The sequence below is a fragment of the Buchnera aphidicola (Therioaphis trifolii) genome (assembly GCF_005080705.1).
Classification (GTDB): domain Bacteria; phylum Pseudomonadota; class Gammaproteobacteria; order Enterobacterales; family Enterobacteriaceae; genus Buchnera_L; species Buchnera_L aphidicola_X.
Map to the genome: position 1 here is coordinate 367,978 of NZ_CP032996.1, position 16,660 is coordinate 384,637.

The following is a 16,660-nucleotide window of genomic DNA, read 5'->3' on the forward strand; positions in this document are numbered from 1 at the left end:
AATATAAAATAATTAATATAAAATATTGATGTATTGAAAATAAATTTTATGAAAAATATTAAAATATTAAATCAAGAAAAGAGAATATATTATTCCCCTTCTTGATAAGAATTTGAATAATATTATATATTTATTAAATAAACATAAAAAATTAAGTAATTATTTTTATTACAACTCCTGCACCAACAGTTTTTCCACCTTCTCTAATTGCAAATCTTAAACCTTCAGCCATAGCAATAGGATTTATTAATGTAACAATCATTTTAATATTATCACCTGGCATAACCATTTCTACTCCACTAGGTAATTCAATAAATCCAGTAACATCAGTAGTTCTAAAATAAAATTGAGGTCTATAACCTTTAAAAAATGGTGTATGACGACCACCCTCTTCTTTAGATAAAATATAAACTTCAGATTCAAATTTTGTATGAGGTGTAATACTTCCCGGTTTTGCTAAAACTTGACCACGTTCTATTTCATCTCGTTTTGTACCCCTTAATAATATTCCAACATTTTCTCCAGCACGTCCTTCATCTAATAATTTTCTAAACATTTCTACACCAGTACAAATAGTTTTTATAGTTGGTTTAATACCAACAATTTCTATTTCTTCACCTACTTTAATTACACCTTTTTCTACTCTTCCTGTTACTACTGTTCCTCTACCAGAAATTGAAAATACATCTTCAATTGGTAATAAAAATGCTTGTTCAATATCACGCTTAGGATTAGGAATATAATTATCTAATGTATTTGACAAATCAAGTATTTTAGATTCCCAATTAGCATCTCCTTCTAATGCTTTTAATGCAGACCCTCTAATAATAGGTGTATCATCTCCTGGAAAATCATATTGTGTTAATAAATCACGAACTTCCATTTCAACTAATTCTAATAATTCTTCATCATCAACCATATCACATTTATTTAAAAATACAACTATATGAGGTACTCCAACTTGACGTGCTAATAAAATATGTTCTCGTGTTTGAGGCATTGGACCATCAGTAGCTGCCACTACTAAAATAGCTCCATCCATTTGTGCAGCACCAGTAATCATATTTTTAATATAGTCAGCATGACCTGGACAATCAACATGTGCATAATGTCTCATTTTAGTATCATACTCAACATGAGACGTATTAATTGTAATACCTCTTGCTTTTTCTTCTGGAGCATTATCAATTTGATCAAAAGCACGTGCAGAACCACCATAATGTTTAGATAAAACAGTTGTAATCGCAGAAGTTAATGTTGTTTTACCATGATCAACATGACCTATTGTACCAACATTAACATGTGTTTTTAATCTTTGAAATTTTTCTTTAGACACAATATTTTCCTTTATTAAAAAATATAATAAATATATAAATCAATATTAAAAAATTATTTATTTTGATTTTCAATAATTTCTAAAGCTATATTTTTAGGAGTTTCTGAATAATTTAAAAATTCCATAGAATAAGAAGCTCTTCCTTGAGTTTGAGAACGTAAATCCGTCGCATACCCAAACATTTCAGATAAAGGAACTTTTGCAGAAATTGATTTTCCTAATTGTAAATCTTTCATACCTTCAATAATTCCTCTCCTACGATTTAAATCTCCTATTACATCTCCCATATAGTCTTCTGGAGTTTCCACTTCTACTTTCATAATTGGTTCTAATAATATTGGTTTTGCTTGTTTAAAGGCAGTTTTAAAAGCAATAGAGGCTGCAAATTTAAAAGCAAGTTCAGAAGAATCTACATCATGATAAGAACCAAAATGTAATCGTACTCCAACATCTACTACTGGATAACCTGCAAGAGGACCTGATTTTAATTGTTCTTGAATTCCTTTATCTATTGCAGAAATATATTCATTAGGAATAATACCACCTTTAATATCATTAATAAATTCATAACCTGATTTATTGGAACTTAAAGGAAATAAATCAATTACAACATGTCCATACTGTCCTCTACCACCTGTTTGTTTAATATATTTACCTTCAATATTTTTAATAGTATTATAAATTGTTTCTCTATATGCTACTTGGGGTTTTCCAATATTAGCTCCAACATTAAATTCTCTTTTCATTCTATCAATGATAATTTCTAAATGTAATTCACCCATTCCAGAAATAATTGTTTGATTAGATTCATGATCTGTATGTACTTTAAATGATGGATCTTCTTTAGCTAAACGATTTAAAGCTAAACCCATTCGTTCTTGATCTGTTTTAGTTTTTGGTTCTATTGCAATAGAAATAACTGGTTCTGGAAATTCCATTTTTTCTAAAATAATTGGTTGATTTAAATCACATAAAGTATCTCCAGTCATAACATTTTTTAATCCAATTGCAGCTGCAATATCACCAGCACGAACTTCTTTAATTTCTTCTCTTTTATTAGCATGCATTTGAACAATACGTCCAAATCGCTCTTTTTGCATTTTTACTGAATTTAATACTGTATCACCAGAAGATACTACACCTGAATAAACTCTAAAAAATGTTAAATTTCCTACAAATGGATCATTAGCAATTTTAAAAGCTAAAGCAGAAAAAAACTCTTTATCATCAGCATTTCTTTTCAATTTTATTTCATTATCTTTATTCATAATTCCTTTAATAGAATCAATATCAATAGGGGATGGTAAATAATCAATTATTGCATCTAACAAAGATTGTATTCCTTTATTTTTAAAAGCAGAACCACAAGTAACTAAAATAATTTCATTATTTAATGATCTTTTACGTAATGAACATTTAATTTCTTCTTCTGATAAAAATTCATTATTTAAATATTTTTCCATAATACTTTCATTATTTTCTACTGCTGATTCAATTAAAATTTGATTCCATTTTTTTGATAATGATAACATATTATTAGGAATATCTTTATAATTAAAAGTAATGCCTTTATCTTTATCATGCCAATAAATTGCTTTCATTTTTAATAAATCTATAATTCCAACAAAATTTTCTTCTGAACCAATAGGTAATTGTAAAGGAACTGGAATAACTTTTAAACGTTGTTTCATTTGATTTAAAACATTAAAAAAATCTGATCCAATACGATCCATTTTATTTATAAAAGCAATTCTAGGAACTTTATATTTATCTGCTTGACGCCATACAGTTTCTGATTGAGGTTGTACTCCACCTACAGCACAATACACCATAACAGCTCCATCTAAAACACGCATAGAACGTTCAACTTCAATAGTAAAATCAACATGACCTGGCGTATCTATAATATTAATTCTATGTGATGGAAATTGATTATTCATACCTGACCAAAAAGTTGTAGTTGCAGCAGAAGTAATAGTAATTCCACGTTCTTGTTCTTGTTCCATCCAATCCATTGTTGCTGTACCATCATGTACTTCTCCAATTTTATGATTAATACCTGTATAAAAAAGAATACGTTCTGTTGTAGTTGTTTTTCCGGCATCAATATGTGCACTAATTCCAATATTTCGATAATATGTAATAGGTGTTTTACGAATCATTTTATTCCTCTTAAAAATTAATATTATAAATAAAAATTATTTTAAAAAATGTATTCATATTTTTATAATTAATTTTTATTTATATAAATTGATATTATTAATAATAAATATATAATTACCAACGATAATGTGCAAATGCTTTATTTGCTTCTGCTATACGATGTACTTCATCTCTTTTTTTAATAGCAGCACCTTTTTTATCTAAAATATCTACAAATTCATAAAATAATCTTAATAACATAGAACTATTTTTTCGTTTTCTAGCTGCATCAATAATCCATCGCATAGCTAATGTATTTCGTCTTATTGGTCGAACTTCAACTGGAACTTGATAAGTTGAACCTCCTACACGACGTGATTTTACTTCAACTATAGGACGTACATTTTCTAAAACTATATCAAAAATATCTAATTCAGTTTTATTTATTTTATTTGATATTTTTTTTAATGCAGAATATACAATACATTCTGCAATAGATTTTTTTCCATGAACCATTAAAATATTAATAAATTTTGCTAAAATTTCAGATGAAAATTTAGGATCAGGTAAAATTTTTCTTTGTTCAATAATTTTACGTCTTGACATAATTATTCTCCTAAGTATATATCTTCAATTTATATATAAATTATTTTTTTATCTTTTTTACACCATATTTTGATCGACTTTTTTTTCTATTTTTCACACCAGCACAATCTAAAGCACCTCGAATTACATGATATCTAACTCCAGGTAAATCTTTAACACGACCTCCACGAATTAAAATTACTGAATGTTCTTGTAAATTATGTCCTTCTCCTCCAATATAAGCAGTAACTTCAAATCCATTAGTTAATTTTACTCGACAAACTTTTCGTAATGCTGAATTAGGTTTTTTTGGTGTTGTAGTATATACTCTAGTACAAACACCTCTTTTTTGTGGACACCCTTCTAATGCAGGAACATTATTTTTAACAATTCTTTTAATACGAGGTTTACGAACTAATTGATTTATAGTAGTCATAAAAGCCTTTTTTTTAAAAAATAAATTTAAGATATTTTATAATATATAAATATATAATTTACCAATTAATAAATTTATTATATTTTTCTGTTAAAGTAACAAATTCACAATAATTAATTAATTTAATTTTACTTGAAATATTATCAGAAATACCTCTAATAAGTACATCTTCTTGTAATACATATATATTTTTTGAATATTTAATAAGATCAGAAATAAAAAAATTATTATTCAAAGCAATTAATACACCATCTTGTAATGCAATTAAACCATCTTGAGATGATAACATATTAAACATTACAGAAATATCTATTTTAAAAGGTGAATTTGATAATATATGTAACATAATTTTTTTTTTAAATGTTTAAAAGTTAAAGATAATATCAAATTTATTAATTTGATATCTAATATTTAAAAAACTACAAATATTTACTTTTATAACAAAATCAACATGATTATGCAAACCACGTTTTAATAAAGAATCATAACATAAATAAAAATTATTTATATTATATAATTTTAATAATTTAAAATAAGAATAAAATGAATGAGATACAATTAAATTTTTATTTTTATTATTTATAATATAAAAAACTCCATCATTAATAAAAAAAAAACTTATCTTTTTTAAATAACATGAAGCAGATAATGCAAATTTTAATCCATCTAATCCTATATAATTACCATAAGGAGTATTTGAAAATATAACAGCTATTTTTTTCATATAAAATTAAAATTGTAATAAACGATCTGATTTTAACATTGTTTTAATTAATTTTCCTAATCCAACTAATTGAAATCCAGAATGTAAATTACCATTTATAAATCCTAATTCTTTTGCAATCTCATCAGAAATAATACCTCTTTCTTGAGCTGAATTAGAACATATATTTAATGTAATTAAAAATTTTTTACTAAATTTATACCATTCATGAACTAAATTTATTCCATTGATTTTAGATGACATCATATTAGTTCCATTTAAAGCACCATGACTATAAAAAAAAATATTATTAATAAAATGATTTTTTTTTTTCATTAATGCATTAGAAAATAAAAAAGCACTTTTTGAACCTTCTGAATGAAATAATGAACTTGTAATTAATATAGTATATATTAACATTATATTTAAATTATATAATATAAATTTTTAAATTCATAAAACTCATCTTAACATATAATACTACAAAAGTAAAAATATTTAATAAAAAATTATTAAAATATAATTATATTATATATTTATTTTTAATTAAATGATATATAAAAGATTATATTTTTTATAAAATAAATAAATTTTATATTAAAAAGAGAAAAATATGAAAAATAAAAATACTATTGGTTTAACCATTATTAGTTTTTTATCATATTATTTAACGGGTGCTATGATTGTTGTTACAGGAATAGTTATAAGAAGTACTGCAAAATATTTTCAATTATCTATTTCTGAAATGAGTAATACATTTACTTTTTTAAATGCTGGAATATTATTTTCCATTTTTTTAAATTCTTGGATCACAAAAATAATTTCATTAAAAAAACAAATTATTTTAGGATTTATTTTAATTATTATTGCTATTATGGGATTTATAAAATCACATAGTTTAATTATTTTTTGTATAAATATGTTTTTAATGGGAATGGTTGGTGGAATTACAATGTCCATAGGAACATTTTTAATAACGAATATTTATTATGGAAAAGAAAGAGTATCAAAATTATTAATTACAGATTCTTTTTTTAGTATGTCTGGTATTATTTTTCCAATTATTGCATCATTTTTATTAAAAAATAAAATATTATGGTATTGGATTTATATAATAATTGGAATAATATATTTAATTATTTTTCTTATTACTTTAAATGTTGATTTTCCAAAAATTGAAACAAATACTAAAAATACAAAAATTAAAAATAAAAATACTAATTATATTAGTATATTTTTATTATGTTGTTCAGCATTATTATATATTTTAGGACAATTAGGTTTTATTTCTTGGATACCTGAATATGCAAGACAAAATATAGGTATGAATATTCAATCTTCTAGTAATTTAGTTAGTATATTTTGGTTATCATATATGATTGGAATGTGGTTTTTTAGTTATATATTAAAATTTATTGATTTACAAATAGGATTAACTTTATTAAGTGGAATTTCTACATTTTTTATGTATATTTTCATTCAAAATCATAAAATCATTTTATTTAATATCATTATTATTTTATTAGGTTTTTTTTCAAGTGCTATTTATACTATGATTATTACATTAACATCTCTACAAACAAAATATCCTTCTCAAAAATTTATTAATTTAATCTTAATATTTGGTACTATTGGAACATTATTAACATTTATTATTACTGGTCCTATTGTTTATACAATTGGAATACGAGGAGCATTAATTATATCAAATATACTATATGGAATAGTATTTTTAATGTGTATATTGTTAGGTTTTACTAGTCAACATAAAAAATATTATTAAAATATATTATATTATTATAAATTTAAAATGTCATAAATAACTTTTATATTTTTTTTTGCTTTTTTTCTTGCTTTATAAGCCCCAATATCTAAAATATTCTTTAAATATGATTTTTGACTTCTAAAATAATAAAATTTTTCTTGTAAATCATTTAATTTTTTTGATATAACATTTGCAAGTAAATATTTAAAATCTTTATATGTTGTATTAAAAAATTTTTTTTCTAATTCTAAAATACTTTTACCTGTTAAACTAGAAAAAATATTTAACAGGTTTGAAATACCTGCTTTATTATTGATATCATAAAATATTTTACCATCTGAATCAGTGACTGATTTAGAAATTTTTTTTAATACTGTTTTTTGATCATCTAATAAAAATATAACACTGTTTTTATTACTATCAGATTTAGACATTTTATTATAAGGATTTAATAAAGACATAATTTTTGCACTATATTTATTTGGTATATAAATATCAGGAATTTTAAAAATATTACCATATAAAGAATTAAAACGATGAGCAATATTACGAGTTAATTCAATATGTTGTTTTTGATCTTGACCAATTAATACTTTGTCACTTTGATATAATAAAATATCTGCAGACATTAATATTGGATAATTAAATAATCCAATATTAATATTTTGAGAATTAATTTTTGATTTTGATTTAAATTGTGTCATACGCATTAATTCACCAAAATAAGTATAACAATTTAATATCCAATTTAATTGACAATGTTCATGTACTTCTGATTGCATAAATATAATACTTTTTTGAGGATCAACTCCAGATGCTAAATAAATTGCTAAAGTATCTAATTTATTTTTTTTAAATAAATATAAATTTTGAGAAACAGTAATAGAATGTAAATCTGCAATACTATAAATACAATTATATTTATCTTGAATAGTAGACCAATGTGATATAGTACCAATAAAATTACCAAGAGTTAATTGACCTGAAGGTTGTATAGCACTAAAAATAATAGGTTTTAATAATACCATATTATTATCCTTAAATTATAAATTATAATATATAATATATTAATTTTTTAAATATTTAACATATTTAATTTATTTTTAATCATATCTATTTTTTTTTTATAATTTTTTGTTTCAAAAATAAATGAACCCATAACAAAAATATCTGCTCCAGCATGAGCTACATCTATAATATTATTAATATTAATACCGCCATCTACTTCTAACAATATTTTTGAATTATATTTATCAATCATTTTTCTTAATTTAAATATTTTATTTAAAATAGATGAAATAAATTTTTGTCCAGAAAAACCTGGCATAACACTCATTAATAAAATAATATCTAACTGATCCATAAAATTATTTAAAATACTTAAAGGTACTTCAGGATTAATTGCTAATCCAGACTTACACCCATATCTACGAATTAAAGATAATGTTTTATTAATATCTTTACTAGAATCAGGATGAAAAGTAATAGAAGTAGCTCCCGATTGAGCAAATAAAGGTATTAAATTATCTACTGAATCTACCATTAAATGCACATCAATAGGTGCAATAATATTATCTTGTCGTAATGATTTAAGAACCATAGGTCCAAAAGTTAAATTAGGAACATAATGATTATCCATAACATCAAAATGAATAATATCACTTCCAGCTGAAAGAACATCTTTAATATCTTGACCTAATTTTGAAAAATTAGCAGATAAAATAGAAGGTGCAATAAAAAATTTTTTCATTTTTTTATCTCAATTTAAAACAAATAAATTACTTTAATTAATATATTTAATAAAATTTTAAAAATTTTATATAATACATTTTTTAATAACAGAAAAAATAATATCTTGATTAACATTTTTTAATATTTTTAATTTTCCAATTTTAATAGGAACAACTAATTGAATTTTTCCAGAATAACTTTTTTTATCACGAATCATATATTTTAAATAAGATTGAACATTCATATCTTTAGGTGCCACAGTAGGTAAACCAAAATTTTTAATTAAATTAATCATTCGAGTTGCATCAAAAGAACTTAATATCCCTAATATTTCTGATGTCTTAATAGCCATAACAATTCCTATAGAAATAGCTTCACCATGCAACCATTTTAAATATTTAAAATGTGCTTCAATAGCATGACCATATGTATGTCCAAGATTTAAAAAAACTCGAAATCCATATTCACGTTCATCTAAATTAACAATTTTAGATTTTAATTCACAACATTTTTGAATACAATATATTAAAACTTCAGTATTTAATGATAATATTTGTTTTATATTATTTTCTAACCATTGAAAAAAAACATAATCAAATGAAATAGCATATTTAATTACTTCTGCAATTCCAGATATTAATTGTTTATATGGTAATGTAGATAAAAAATTAATATCTGTAATTACAGCATTGGGTTGCCAAAAAGTACCAATCATATTTTTTCCAAGTATATGATTTACTCCTGTTTTTCCTCCTATTGCAGCATCTACTTGAGATAATAATGTTGTAGGAATTTGAATAAATCGTATTCCTCTTTGATAAATTGAAGCAACAAATCCAGTTAAATCACCAATTACTCCCCCTCCAAATGCAATTAATATTGAATTTCGATCATGTAATTTTTCTAATAAATATGTTAATAATAAATTTACTGAATTTAACGTTTTATAATTTTCACCATCAGATAAAATAAATTCTTCTAAAATAATTTTATTTTTTAAAAAATATTTTACGATTTTTTCTTTCCATATTTTTGATATTGTAATATTTGTTACTAAAACACATCTATCACCAGATTTTAATGGACTAAATATATTTTCTAAATTAAAAATTTTAAAACCAATATTAATATAATAAGAATTATTTTTTGTTTTAACTGGAATTATTTTTAATTTCATAAAATATTCTCTTATTGATAATAAATATAGATTATATTTTTTTTAAATAATTTTTTATATAATTAATAACTGATTTAATAGTTTTATTATCAACATTAATTGTTATATCAGATATTTCTTCATATAAAGGATTACGTATTTTTGCTAATCTTTTTAAAACAATATCTGATGATTCAGATGTATTTAATAAAGGTCTATGTTTATATCGATTAGTTCGTAATAATTGTTTTTTAATTGTTACTTGTAAATATATTGTAATACCTCTAGAAGATAAAATATTTCTATTTTTTTTAGAAAGAATTGACCCACCTCCTGTTGCTAATATAATATTACTTTTTTTAGTTAATTCATTAATAATTTTTTCTTCACGAAATCTAAAACCAGATTCACCTTCTATATCAAAAACCCAACTAATATCTACACCAGTACGTTTTTCTATTTCACGATCTGAATCATAAAATGCCATATTTAATTCTCTAGATAATTGCAGACCAATAGTACTTTTACCAGCTCCCATAGGACCTATTAAAAAGATATTCTGTTTTTTAACCATATTTTTAATATTAGTGATTTTTCTTTCATAATACCTAATAAATTTTATAATCTATTAGAAGGAATAAATATTTTTTTATTATTAAATATATTCATTATAATACTATAAATCTTTAAAATAATAAATAATATAATAAAATTACTTGATTATATTCATATAATATATATTATTATAATATAAAAGTATGGTGAGGTGTCCGAGAGGATTAAGGAGCACGCCTGGAAAGCGTGTATATGTTATAAAACGTATCAAGGGTTCGAATCCCTTTCTCACCAATGAAATAATTATTATTAAATTATAAATTATTATTTTATAATAGTATTTAAAGCTAATGTAATTACGTTATCAAATGTATGTTCTCTTTCTTTAATAGAAAGTTTTTTATTAAATAAAATATGATCTGAAACAGAACATATTGATACAGCTTGTATATTATATTCAGCAGCAATACTATATATTCCAGCTGTCTCCATATCAATTCCTAATATTTTATATTTTTTTAATAAATCATAAAATGAATTATCAAAATTATAAAATTTATCTGTTGTAAAAAAATTTCCAACACGAATATTAATATTCATATTTTTTGCAATATGAATTACTTGACATAAAATATCAAAATCTGAAATTGCCGAAAAATCATAATTTTTAAATCGAATACGATTAAAACTAGAATCAGTACATGCTCCCATGGCAACAATAATATCTTTTAAATTAATTTTTTCTTGTACAGTACCACATGTTCCTACTCGAATAATTTTTTTAACATTATAAAATTTAATTAATTCTTCAACATAAATAGCTGCAGATGGAATACCCATTCCATGACTCATAATTGAAATTAAAACATCTTTATAATAACCAGTATAACCTAACATAAAACGAACACTATTTATTTTAATACAATTTTCTAAAAAATTCTTTGCAATATATTTAACACGAAGAGGATCACCAGACATAATTACAAGTTCAGAAAAATCATTTTTTTTAGAATTAATATGAGGAGTAACCATAATTTATATTACCTAAAAATAAATATTATTTGTTAAAATATACTAATTCCATATTTCATAGGTGATAATGAAAAATATTTGGAAATAGTTTGTCCAATATCAGAAAATGTATTTCTATGTCCTAAATAATTATTTTTAATAAATTTACTATACAATAATATTGGAATAAATTCTCTCGTATGATCTGTTCCTGACCACGTTGGATCACAACCATGATCTGCAGTAATAATTAATATATCTTCATCATATAAAGAATGTAAAATTTTTGGTAATTGCATATCAAAAAATTCTAAACCTTGAGCATATCCAGAAACATCTCTTCTATGACCCCAAATAGAATCAAAATCAACAAAATTAACAAATACAATTGTATTATTAGTAGCTATTTTTATTTGTTCAATAGTTTTTTTTATAAGACAATCTAGCCCTGTTGCATGAATTTTTTTAGTAATTCCAATATTTGCAAAAATATCTGCTATTTTTCCTAAAGCAATAACATTTCCATTTTTTTCTATTATTAATTTCTTAAGAATAGTATTTTTATGAGGAGGTTTTGAAAAATCTCTTCGATTACCTGTACGAACAAATTGATATTTTTTTTCACCAATAAATGGACGAGCAATCACTCTAGTAATATTATAATTATATTTATCAAGTAATATTCTAATAAATTTACATAATTTATATAATTTATTTAAACCAAAATATTTTTCATGACAGGCAACTTGAAAAACAGAATCAGAAGATGTATAAAAAATTGGTTTATTTGTTTTAATATGTTCTTCTCCAAAATCATTTAAAATATTAATACCAGAAGCATGACAATTTCCCAAAATTCCAGATAAATTAAATTTTGAAATTATACTTTTTAATATTACATTAGGAAAACTATTTGTATTTTTTTTAAAATAATCCCATTCAAATAATACTGGTACACCAGCAATTTCCCAATGCCCGGAAGAGGTATCTTTAGCAGTAGAAAGTTCACTAGAAAAACCATAACTACTAATAATATATTTAGATTGTATTATCCCAGATGGTAAACATTTATGAATTTTATAATAAATTTTTGCTAATCCCAAAGATATTAAATTAGGAATATTTAAATTACCAAATCTATTATTATTAGCTTTTCTAAAATTACAATAATCAGCAATATGTCCAAAAGTATTTGAACCAAAATCATTAAATTGTTCAGAATCTTCACTATATCCTATTCCAAATGAATCTAATACTAAAATAAATACTCTTTTCATATTTAATAACCTAATATATTTCAAAAAAAATAATAAAAATACTTACATTATAAAAAAGAATGTGAACCTCTATGATGTTCAGTAATATCTTTTACACCTTTTATTTCTGAAAAATTATTTATAATTTTTTCTTCAATATTTTTTTTTAAAGTAATATTTGACATTGAACATCCATTACACCCACCTAAAAATTTTATCATAGCAAATCCTGTTATTGTAATATTTATTAAAATAATTTTACCTCCATGCATATTTAACATAGGATTAATATTATAATCTATAAAATTTTGTACTTTATAAAATAACATATTATTTTCAATATTATTGTTATGAATATTATTACTATAAATATTATTTTTAACATTTGGTGCTAATAACATTAACTTTTTATTCAAATTATCACCAAATAAATCAATTTTTGAATCATTTAAATAAGGAAATATATTTTTTTTTATATAAATTTTAAAACCATCATATTTTAATTCAATATCTTCATTACATTTATTTTTATTTATTTCATAAGAAATTTTACATTCAGAATATTCTGTTCCAGGAAATTTAATAGATATTCTTAAATTAGTATTGTTTTTTTTTGAAAGTATTTTTTTTAAATATTTTTCAGCTTTTTTAGTAATATTTATCATAATAATCTTTTTAACATTTTAATATTAAATAAATAAAAAATATATTTATGTGACATTAAAAAATTTTTGATTAATAAAAAATATAAAAATAAAATCATTTTAAAAAGGTAATTCTTCATCAAATTCTATATTTGACATATCATCTTCTAATAACTTATTTTTTAAATTATTATCAATATTATCTTTTTTTTTAATATTATTAATATCTTTAGAATTATTGATATTAGTATCATTATTTTTTTTATTTAATATACGTGTTCCTAACATTTGCATTTTACCATTCATATTAACTATAACTTCCGTAGTATAACGAGTAAAACCATTTTGATCAGTCCATTTTCGAGTTTGTAAAGAACCTTCAATATATACTTGAGATCCTTTTTTTAAATATTCATTAGCAATTTCAGCTAATTTACCAAATAATACAATCCTATGCCATTCAGTTTTTTCTTTTGTTAAATTTGTTTTTTTATCTTTCCAATTTTCTGATGTTGCTAAAGTAATATTCACTACTGCATTACCATTTGACATATATCGTATTTCAGGATTTTTACCTAAATTACCAATTAAAATAACTTTATTTATACCTCGTACCATATTTTTTTCCTAAAAATAACATATTTAAAAAAAATAAAAAAATTATATATTTTAAAATAAATATAATAAATCAATAAAAATGATTTTATTTTTTAAATAATAAAATTATATATTAATATTATAAAATATAAAATATTAATTATTTAAATATTAAAATTTTAAATAAATCATTATTAATATTAAATTATTGTATTAAAATATAAAAAAATGAAAAAATATAATCCTTTACAAAATAGTAAAAAAAAAATCCCTTATTCTTTAGAAGCTGAACAATCTATATTAGGTGCATTAATGTTAGATAATAAAAAATGGGATATTATATCAAATTATATTATTAGTGATGATTTTTTTAATATTTCACATAAATTAATATTTAATGAAATGAAAGAATTGATAAACCATAATTTCCCAATTGATTTAATAACTTTATCAGAATCACTAGAAAAAAAAAAAATTTTATCAAAAATAGGAAAATTTTCTTATTTATCAGAAATTATTAAAAATACTCCTAGTACTGAAAATATTACAGCATATGCAAAAATTGTTAAAGAATGTTCAACATTAAGAGAAATTATTTCAATAGGAAAAAAAATTTCTTATTTAGGATATAATACACATGGAAAAAATAGTAAAGAAATTTTAAATGATATAGAATATAATATTCTAAAAATTATTAATAAAAAAAATAAAAAAGAAAAAAATCCTAAAAATATACGATTAATGTTAGATAAAACTATTACTGTAATAGAAAAACTATTAAAATATCCAAATAATAACTTAACAGGATTAGATACAGGATATTCTGACTTAAATAAAAAAACACTTGGATTACAAAAATCTGATTTAATTATTATTGCAGCAAGACCATCTATGGGAAAAACAACATTAGCAATGAATATTTGTGAAAATATTGCTATAACCAATAATAAACCAATATTAATTTTTAGTTTGGAAATGCCTGGTGAACAAATTATAATTAGAATGTTATCTTCGTTATCAAGAGTATATCAAAGTAATATCCGAACAGGAAATTTAAATGATGAAGATTGGTCTCGAATATCAAGTACAATTAATATCCTATTAAAAAAAAATAATATATATATAGATGATTCTTCACAATTAACACCTACTGAAATAAGATCAAAATCAAAAAAATTATATAAAAAAAAAGGTTTAAGTTTAATTATTATTGATTATTTACAATTAATTAATGTACCAAATTTATCTAATCAAAGAAATTTAGAAATTGCTGAAATTTCAAAATCATTAAAATCACTAGCCAAAGAATTAAAAATACCTATTATTGCTGTATCACAACTTAATCGTTCATTAGAACAAAGATCAGATCGAAGACCAATTAATTCTGATTTAAGAGAATCAGGTTCATTAGAACAAGATGCTGATTTAATAATTTTTATATATAGAGATGAATTATATAATGAAAATACTGAATTAAAAGGAATAGCAGAAATTATAATAGGAAAACAAAGGAATGGACCTAATGGAACAATAAAATTAATATTTAATGGTAATTTATGTCGATTTGATAATTATTATGAATAATAATATATAAATAATTTATAAAATAAATCATTTTTATTATATTTAAAATATTTAAAATATTTAAAATATTTAAAATATTTAAAAATAAAATTATATTTCATTAAATAATAAATTTATATAAAATAATATATTATGAATTTAATTATTGAGCATATCAAGTGAAAATGACTTTGCAAAATAACTTATTAATTGCTATGCCTGGAATAAAAAATCCATTTTTTAAAAAAACTGTAATATATATTTGTGAACATAATAATGAAGGAGCAATGGGTATTATAATAAATAAACCATTAAAAGATATAAAAATAAAAAATATTTTAAAAAAATTAAATATGAACGCATCTCCTTGTTTATTTGGTCCAAAAATTTTTGATTCAGTTATTATAGGAGGACCACAAGCTCAAGAAAGAGGATTTATATTACATTCATCAAAAAAAATATTTTATTCTAGTATTAAAATTTCAAATAAAATGATAATTACAACATCTCAAGATATTTTAGAAACAACTGGTTTTCTTGAAAAACCAACAAATATATTAATGGCTTTGGGATATTGTACATGGGATAAAAATCAATTAGAACAAGAATTATTAAATAATTTTTGGTTAATTTCATCTGTTGATCAAAAAATATTATTTCATACACCACTAAAAAAAAAATGGATAAAAGCATTAAACAATTTAGGATTAAATATATATAAATTATCTATCAATTTTGGACATGCATAAATTATCATGATATTATCATTTGATTTTGGAACAAAAAAAATTGGTGTAGCAATAGGACAAAAAATTACATGTACAGCAAATATATTAAATACAATAAATGTAAAAAATGGAATTCCTAATTGGAATCAAATCTCTCATTTAATTATATATTGGAATCCAAAAATTATTATTGTAGGTTATCCATTAAATATGGATGGATCAAAACAAAAAATTACTAAAAAAACCATTCTTTTTGCTAAAATATTAAAACAAAAATATTTAATTAATGTAGAATTACATGATGAAAGATTAACAACTATAGAATCTAAATCAATATTATATAAAAATAAAAAATATAAAAATATAAAAAAAAATATACATTCTTTATCAGCGGTATTAATATTAGAGAGTTGGTTAAATAAAAAATAAAAATAATAATTGTGAAATTTTGG

The 16,660-nt window shown here is 21.7% G+C and carries 19 protein-coding genes and 1 tRNA gene; 5 read left to right on the plus strand and 15 right to left on the minus strand.

What is annotated here, in order from left to right; genetic code table 11:
• Window positions 1-151 precede the first annotated feature (151 nt).
• From tuf to tusD, 7 genes are all read right to left on the minus strand, one after another.
• On the minus strand, window positions 152-1,336 hold the full coding sequence (gene tuf / locus D9V81_RS01835) for an elongation factor Tu (RefSeq protein WP_158349613.1): 1,185 nt from the start codon (window positions 1,334-1,336) through the stop codon (window positions 152-154).
• Between the two features lie 53 nt (window positions 1,337-1,389).
• Entirely contained in the window at window positions 1,390-3,498 is a 2,109-nt protein-coding gene (gene fusA, locus D9V81_RS01840; protein WP_158349615.1) for an elongation factor G, read from the minus strand.
• 115 nt (window positions 3,499-3,613) lie between these two features.
• Window positions 3,614-4,084, minus strand: coding sequence for a 30S ribosomal protein S7 (gene rpsG / locus D9V81_RS01845; protein WP_158349617.1), 471 nt, complete (start codon window positions 4,082-4,084; stop codon window positions 3,614-3,616).
• Between the two features lie 40 nt (window positions 4,085-4,124).
• The gene (gene rpsL / locus D9V81_RS01850) at window positions 4,125-4,499 is read right to left on the minus strand and encodes a 30S ribosomal protein S12 (RefSeq protein ID WP_158349618.1); all 375 of its coding nucleotides are present in this window, start codon (window positions 4,497-4,499) and stop codon (window positions 4,125-4,127) included.
• A gap of 58 nt (window positions 4,500-4,557) precedes the next feature.
• A complete protein-coding gene (gene tusB / locus D9V81_RS01855; protein ID WP_158349621.1) occupies window positions 4,558-4,845 on the minus strand; it encodes a sulfurtransferase complex subunit TusB in 288 nt (95 codons plus the stop codon).
• Window positions 4,846-4,863: 18 nt separating this feature from the next.
• Window positions 4,864-5,223 (minus strand): sulfurtransferase complex subunit TusC, encoded by a 360-nt coding sequence (gene tusC / locus D9V81_RS01860; protein ID WP_158349623.1) that lies wholly within the window; start codon window positions 5,221-5,223, stop codon window positions 4,864-4,866.
• A 6-nt stretch (window positions 5,224-5,229) separates the two neighbouring features.
• Window positions 5,230-5,622, minus strand: a complete 393-nt coding sequence (gene tusD, locus D9V81_RS01865) for a sulfurtransferase complex subunit TusD (RefSeq protein WP_158349625.1) — start codon at window positions 5,620-5,622, stop codon at window positions 5,230-5,232.
• 193 nt (window positions 5,623-5,815) lie between these two features.
• Between tusD and tsgA the strand changes: the two genes are divergently transcribed.
• Window positions 5,816-6,985 carry an MFS transporter TsgA gene (gene tsgA, locus D9V81_RS01870; protein ID WP_158349628.1) on the plus strand — a complete coding sequence of 390 codons (1,170 nt, stop codon included), beginning with the start codon at window positions 5,816-5,818 and terminating at the stop codon, window positions 6,983-6,985.
• A 14-nt stretch (window positions 6,986-6,999) separates the two neighbouring features.
• On the opposite strand, the gene trpS is transcribed toward tsgA, so the two are convergent.
• The 4 genes from trpS to aroK all read right to left on the minus strand — a co-directional run bounded on the left by trpS (window position 7,000) and on the right by aroK (window position 10,428).
• Window positions 7,000-7,995: a tryptophan--tRNA ligase gene (gene trpS / locus D9V81_RS01875; RefSeq protein WP_158349630.1), complete on the minus strand. Its 996-nt coding sequence runs from the start codon at window positions 7,993-7,995 to the stop codon at window positions 7,000-7,002.
• A 47-nt stretch (window positions 7,996-8,042) separates the two neighbouring features.
• Complete coding sequence (rpe, locus tag D9V81_RS01880; protein WP_158349632.1) at window positions 8,043-8,717, minus strand: ribulose-phosphate 3-epimerase; 675 nt, start codon at window positions 8,715-8,717, stop codon at window positions 8,043-8,045.
• Window positions 8,718-8,783: 66 nt separating this feature from the next.
• Complete coding sequence (aroB, locus tag D9V81_RS01885) at window positions 8,784-9,875, minus strand: 3-dehydroquinate synthase (RefSeq protein ID WP_158349634.1); 1,092 nt, start codon at window positions 9,873-9,875, stop codon at window positions 8,784-8,786.
• A gap of 31 nt (window positions 9,876-9,906) precedes the next feature.
• Window positions 9,907-10,428: a shikimate kinase AroK gene (aroK, locus tag D9V81_RS01890; protein ID WP_158349636.1), complete on the minus strand. Its 522-nt coding sequence runs from the start codon at window positions 10,426-10,428 to the stop codon at window positions 9,907-9,909.
• Between the two features lie 186 nt (window positions 10,429-10,614).
• Here aroK and D9V81_RS01895 point away from each other — a divergent pair.
• A tRNA-Ser gene (locus D9V81_RS01895) sits at window positions 10,615-10,703 on the plus strand.
• 30 nt (window positions 10,704-10,733) lie between these two features.
• On the opposite strand, the gene deoD is transcribed toward D9V81_RS01895, so the two are convergent.
• The 4 genes from deoD to ssb form a co-directional block, all read right to left on the minus strand.
• Window positions 10,734-11,441, minus strand: a complete 708-nt coding sequence (gene deoD / locus D9V81_RS01900) for a purine-nucleoside phosphorylase (RefSeq protein ID WP_158349638.1) — start codon at window positions 11,439-11,441, stop codon at window positions 10,734-10,736.
• A 32-nt stretch (window positions 11,442-11,473) separates the two neighbouring features.
• A complete protein-coding gene (locus D9V81_RS01905) occupies window positions 11,474-12,697 on the minus strand; it encodes a phosphopentomutase (protein WP_158349640.1) in 1,224 nt (407 codons plus the stop codon).
• Window positions 12,698-12,744: 47 nt separating this feature from the next.
• Entirely contained in the window at window positions 12,745-13,341 is a 597-nt protein-coding gene (locus D9V81_RS01910) for a NifU family protein (RefSeq protein ID WP_158349642.1), read from the minus strand.
• A gap of 99 nt (window positions 13,342-13,440) precedes the next feature.
• Window positions 13,441-13,938: a single-stranded DNA-binding protein gene (gene ssb, locus D9V81_RS01915; protein ID WP_158349644.1), complete on the minus strand. Its 498-nt coding sequence runs from the start codon at window positions 13,936-13,938 to the stop codon at window positions 13,441-13,443.
• A 207-nt stretch (window positions 13,939-14,145) separates the two neighbouring features.
• On the opposite strand from ssb, the gene dnaB reads away from it, so the two are divergent.
• The 3 genes from dnaB to ruvX all read left to right on the plus strand — a co-directional run bounded on the left by dnaB (window position 14,146) and on the right by ruvX (window position 16,637).
• Window positions 14,146-15,501 carry a replicative DNA helicase gene (dnaB, locus tag D9V81_RS01920; RefSeq protein ID WP_158349646.1) on the plus strand — a complete coding sequence of 452 codons (1,356 nt, stop codon included), beginning with the start codon at window positions 14,146-14,148 and terminating at the stop codon, window positions 15,499-15,501.
• A 164-nt stretch (window positions 15,502-15,665) separates the two neighbouring features.
• Entirely contained in the window at window positions 15,666-16,229 is a 564-nt protein-coding gene (locus D9V81_RS01925) for a YqgE/AlgH family protein (protein ID WP_158349737.1), read from the plus strand.
• Between the two features lie 3 nt (window positions 16,230-16,232).
• A complete protein-coding gene (gene ruvX / locus D9V81_RS01930; RefSeq protein ID WP_158349648.1) occupies window positions 16,233-16,637 on the plus strand; it encodes a Holliday junction resolvase RuvX in 405 nt (134 codons plus the stop codon).
• Window positions 16,638-16,660 lie beyond the last annotated feature (23 nt).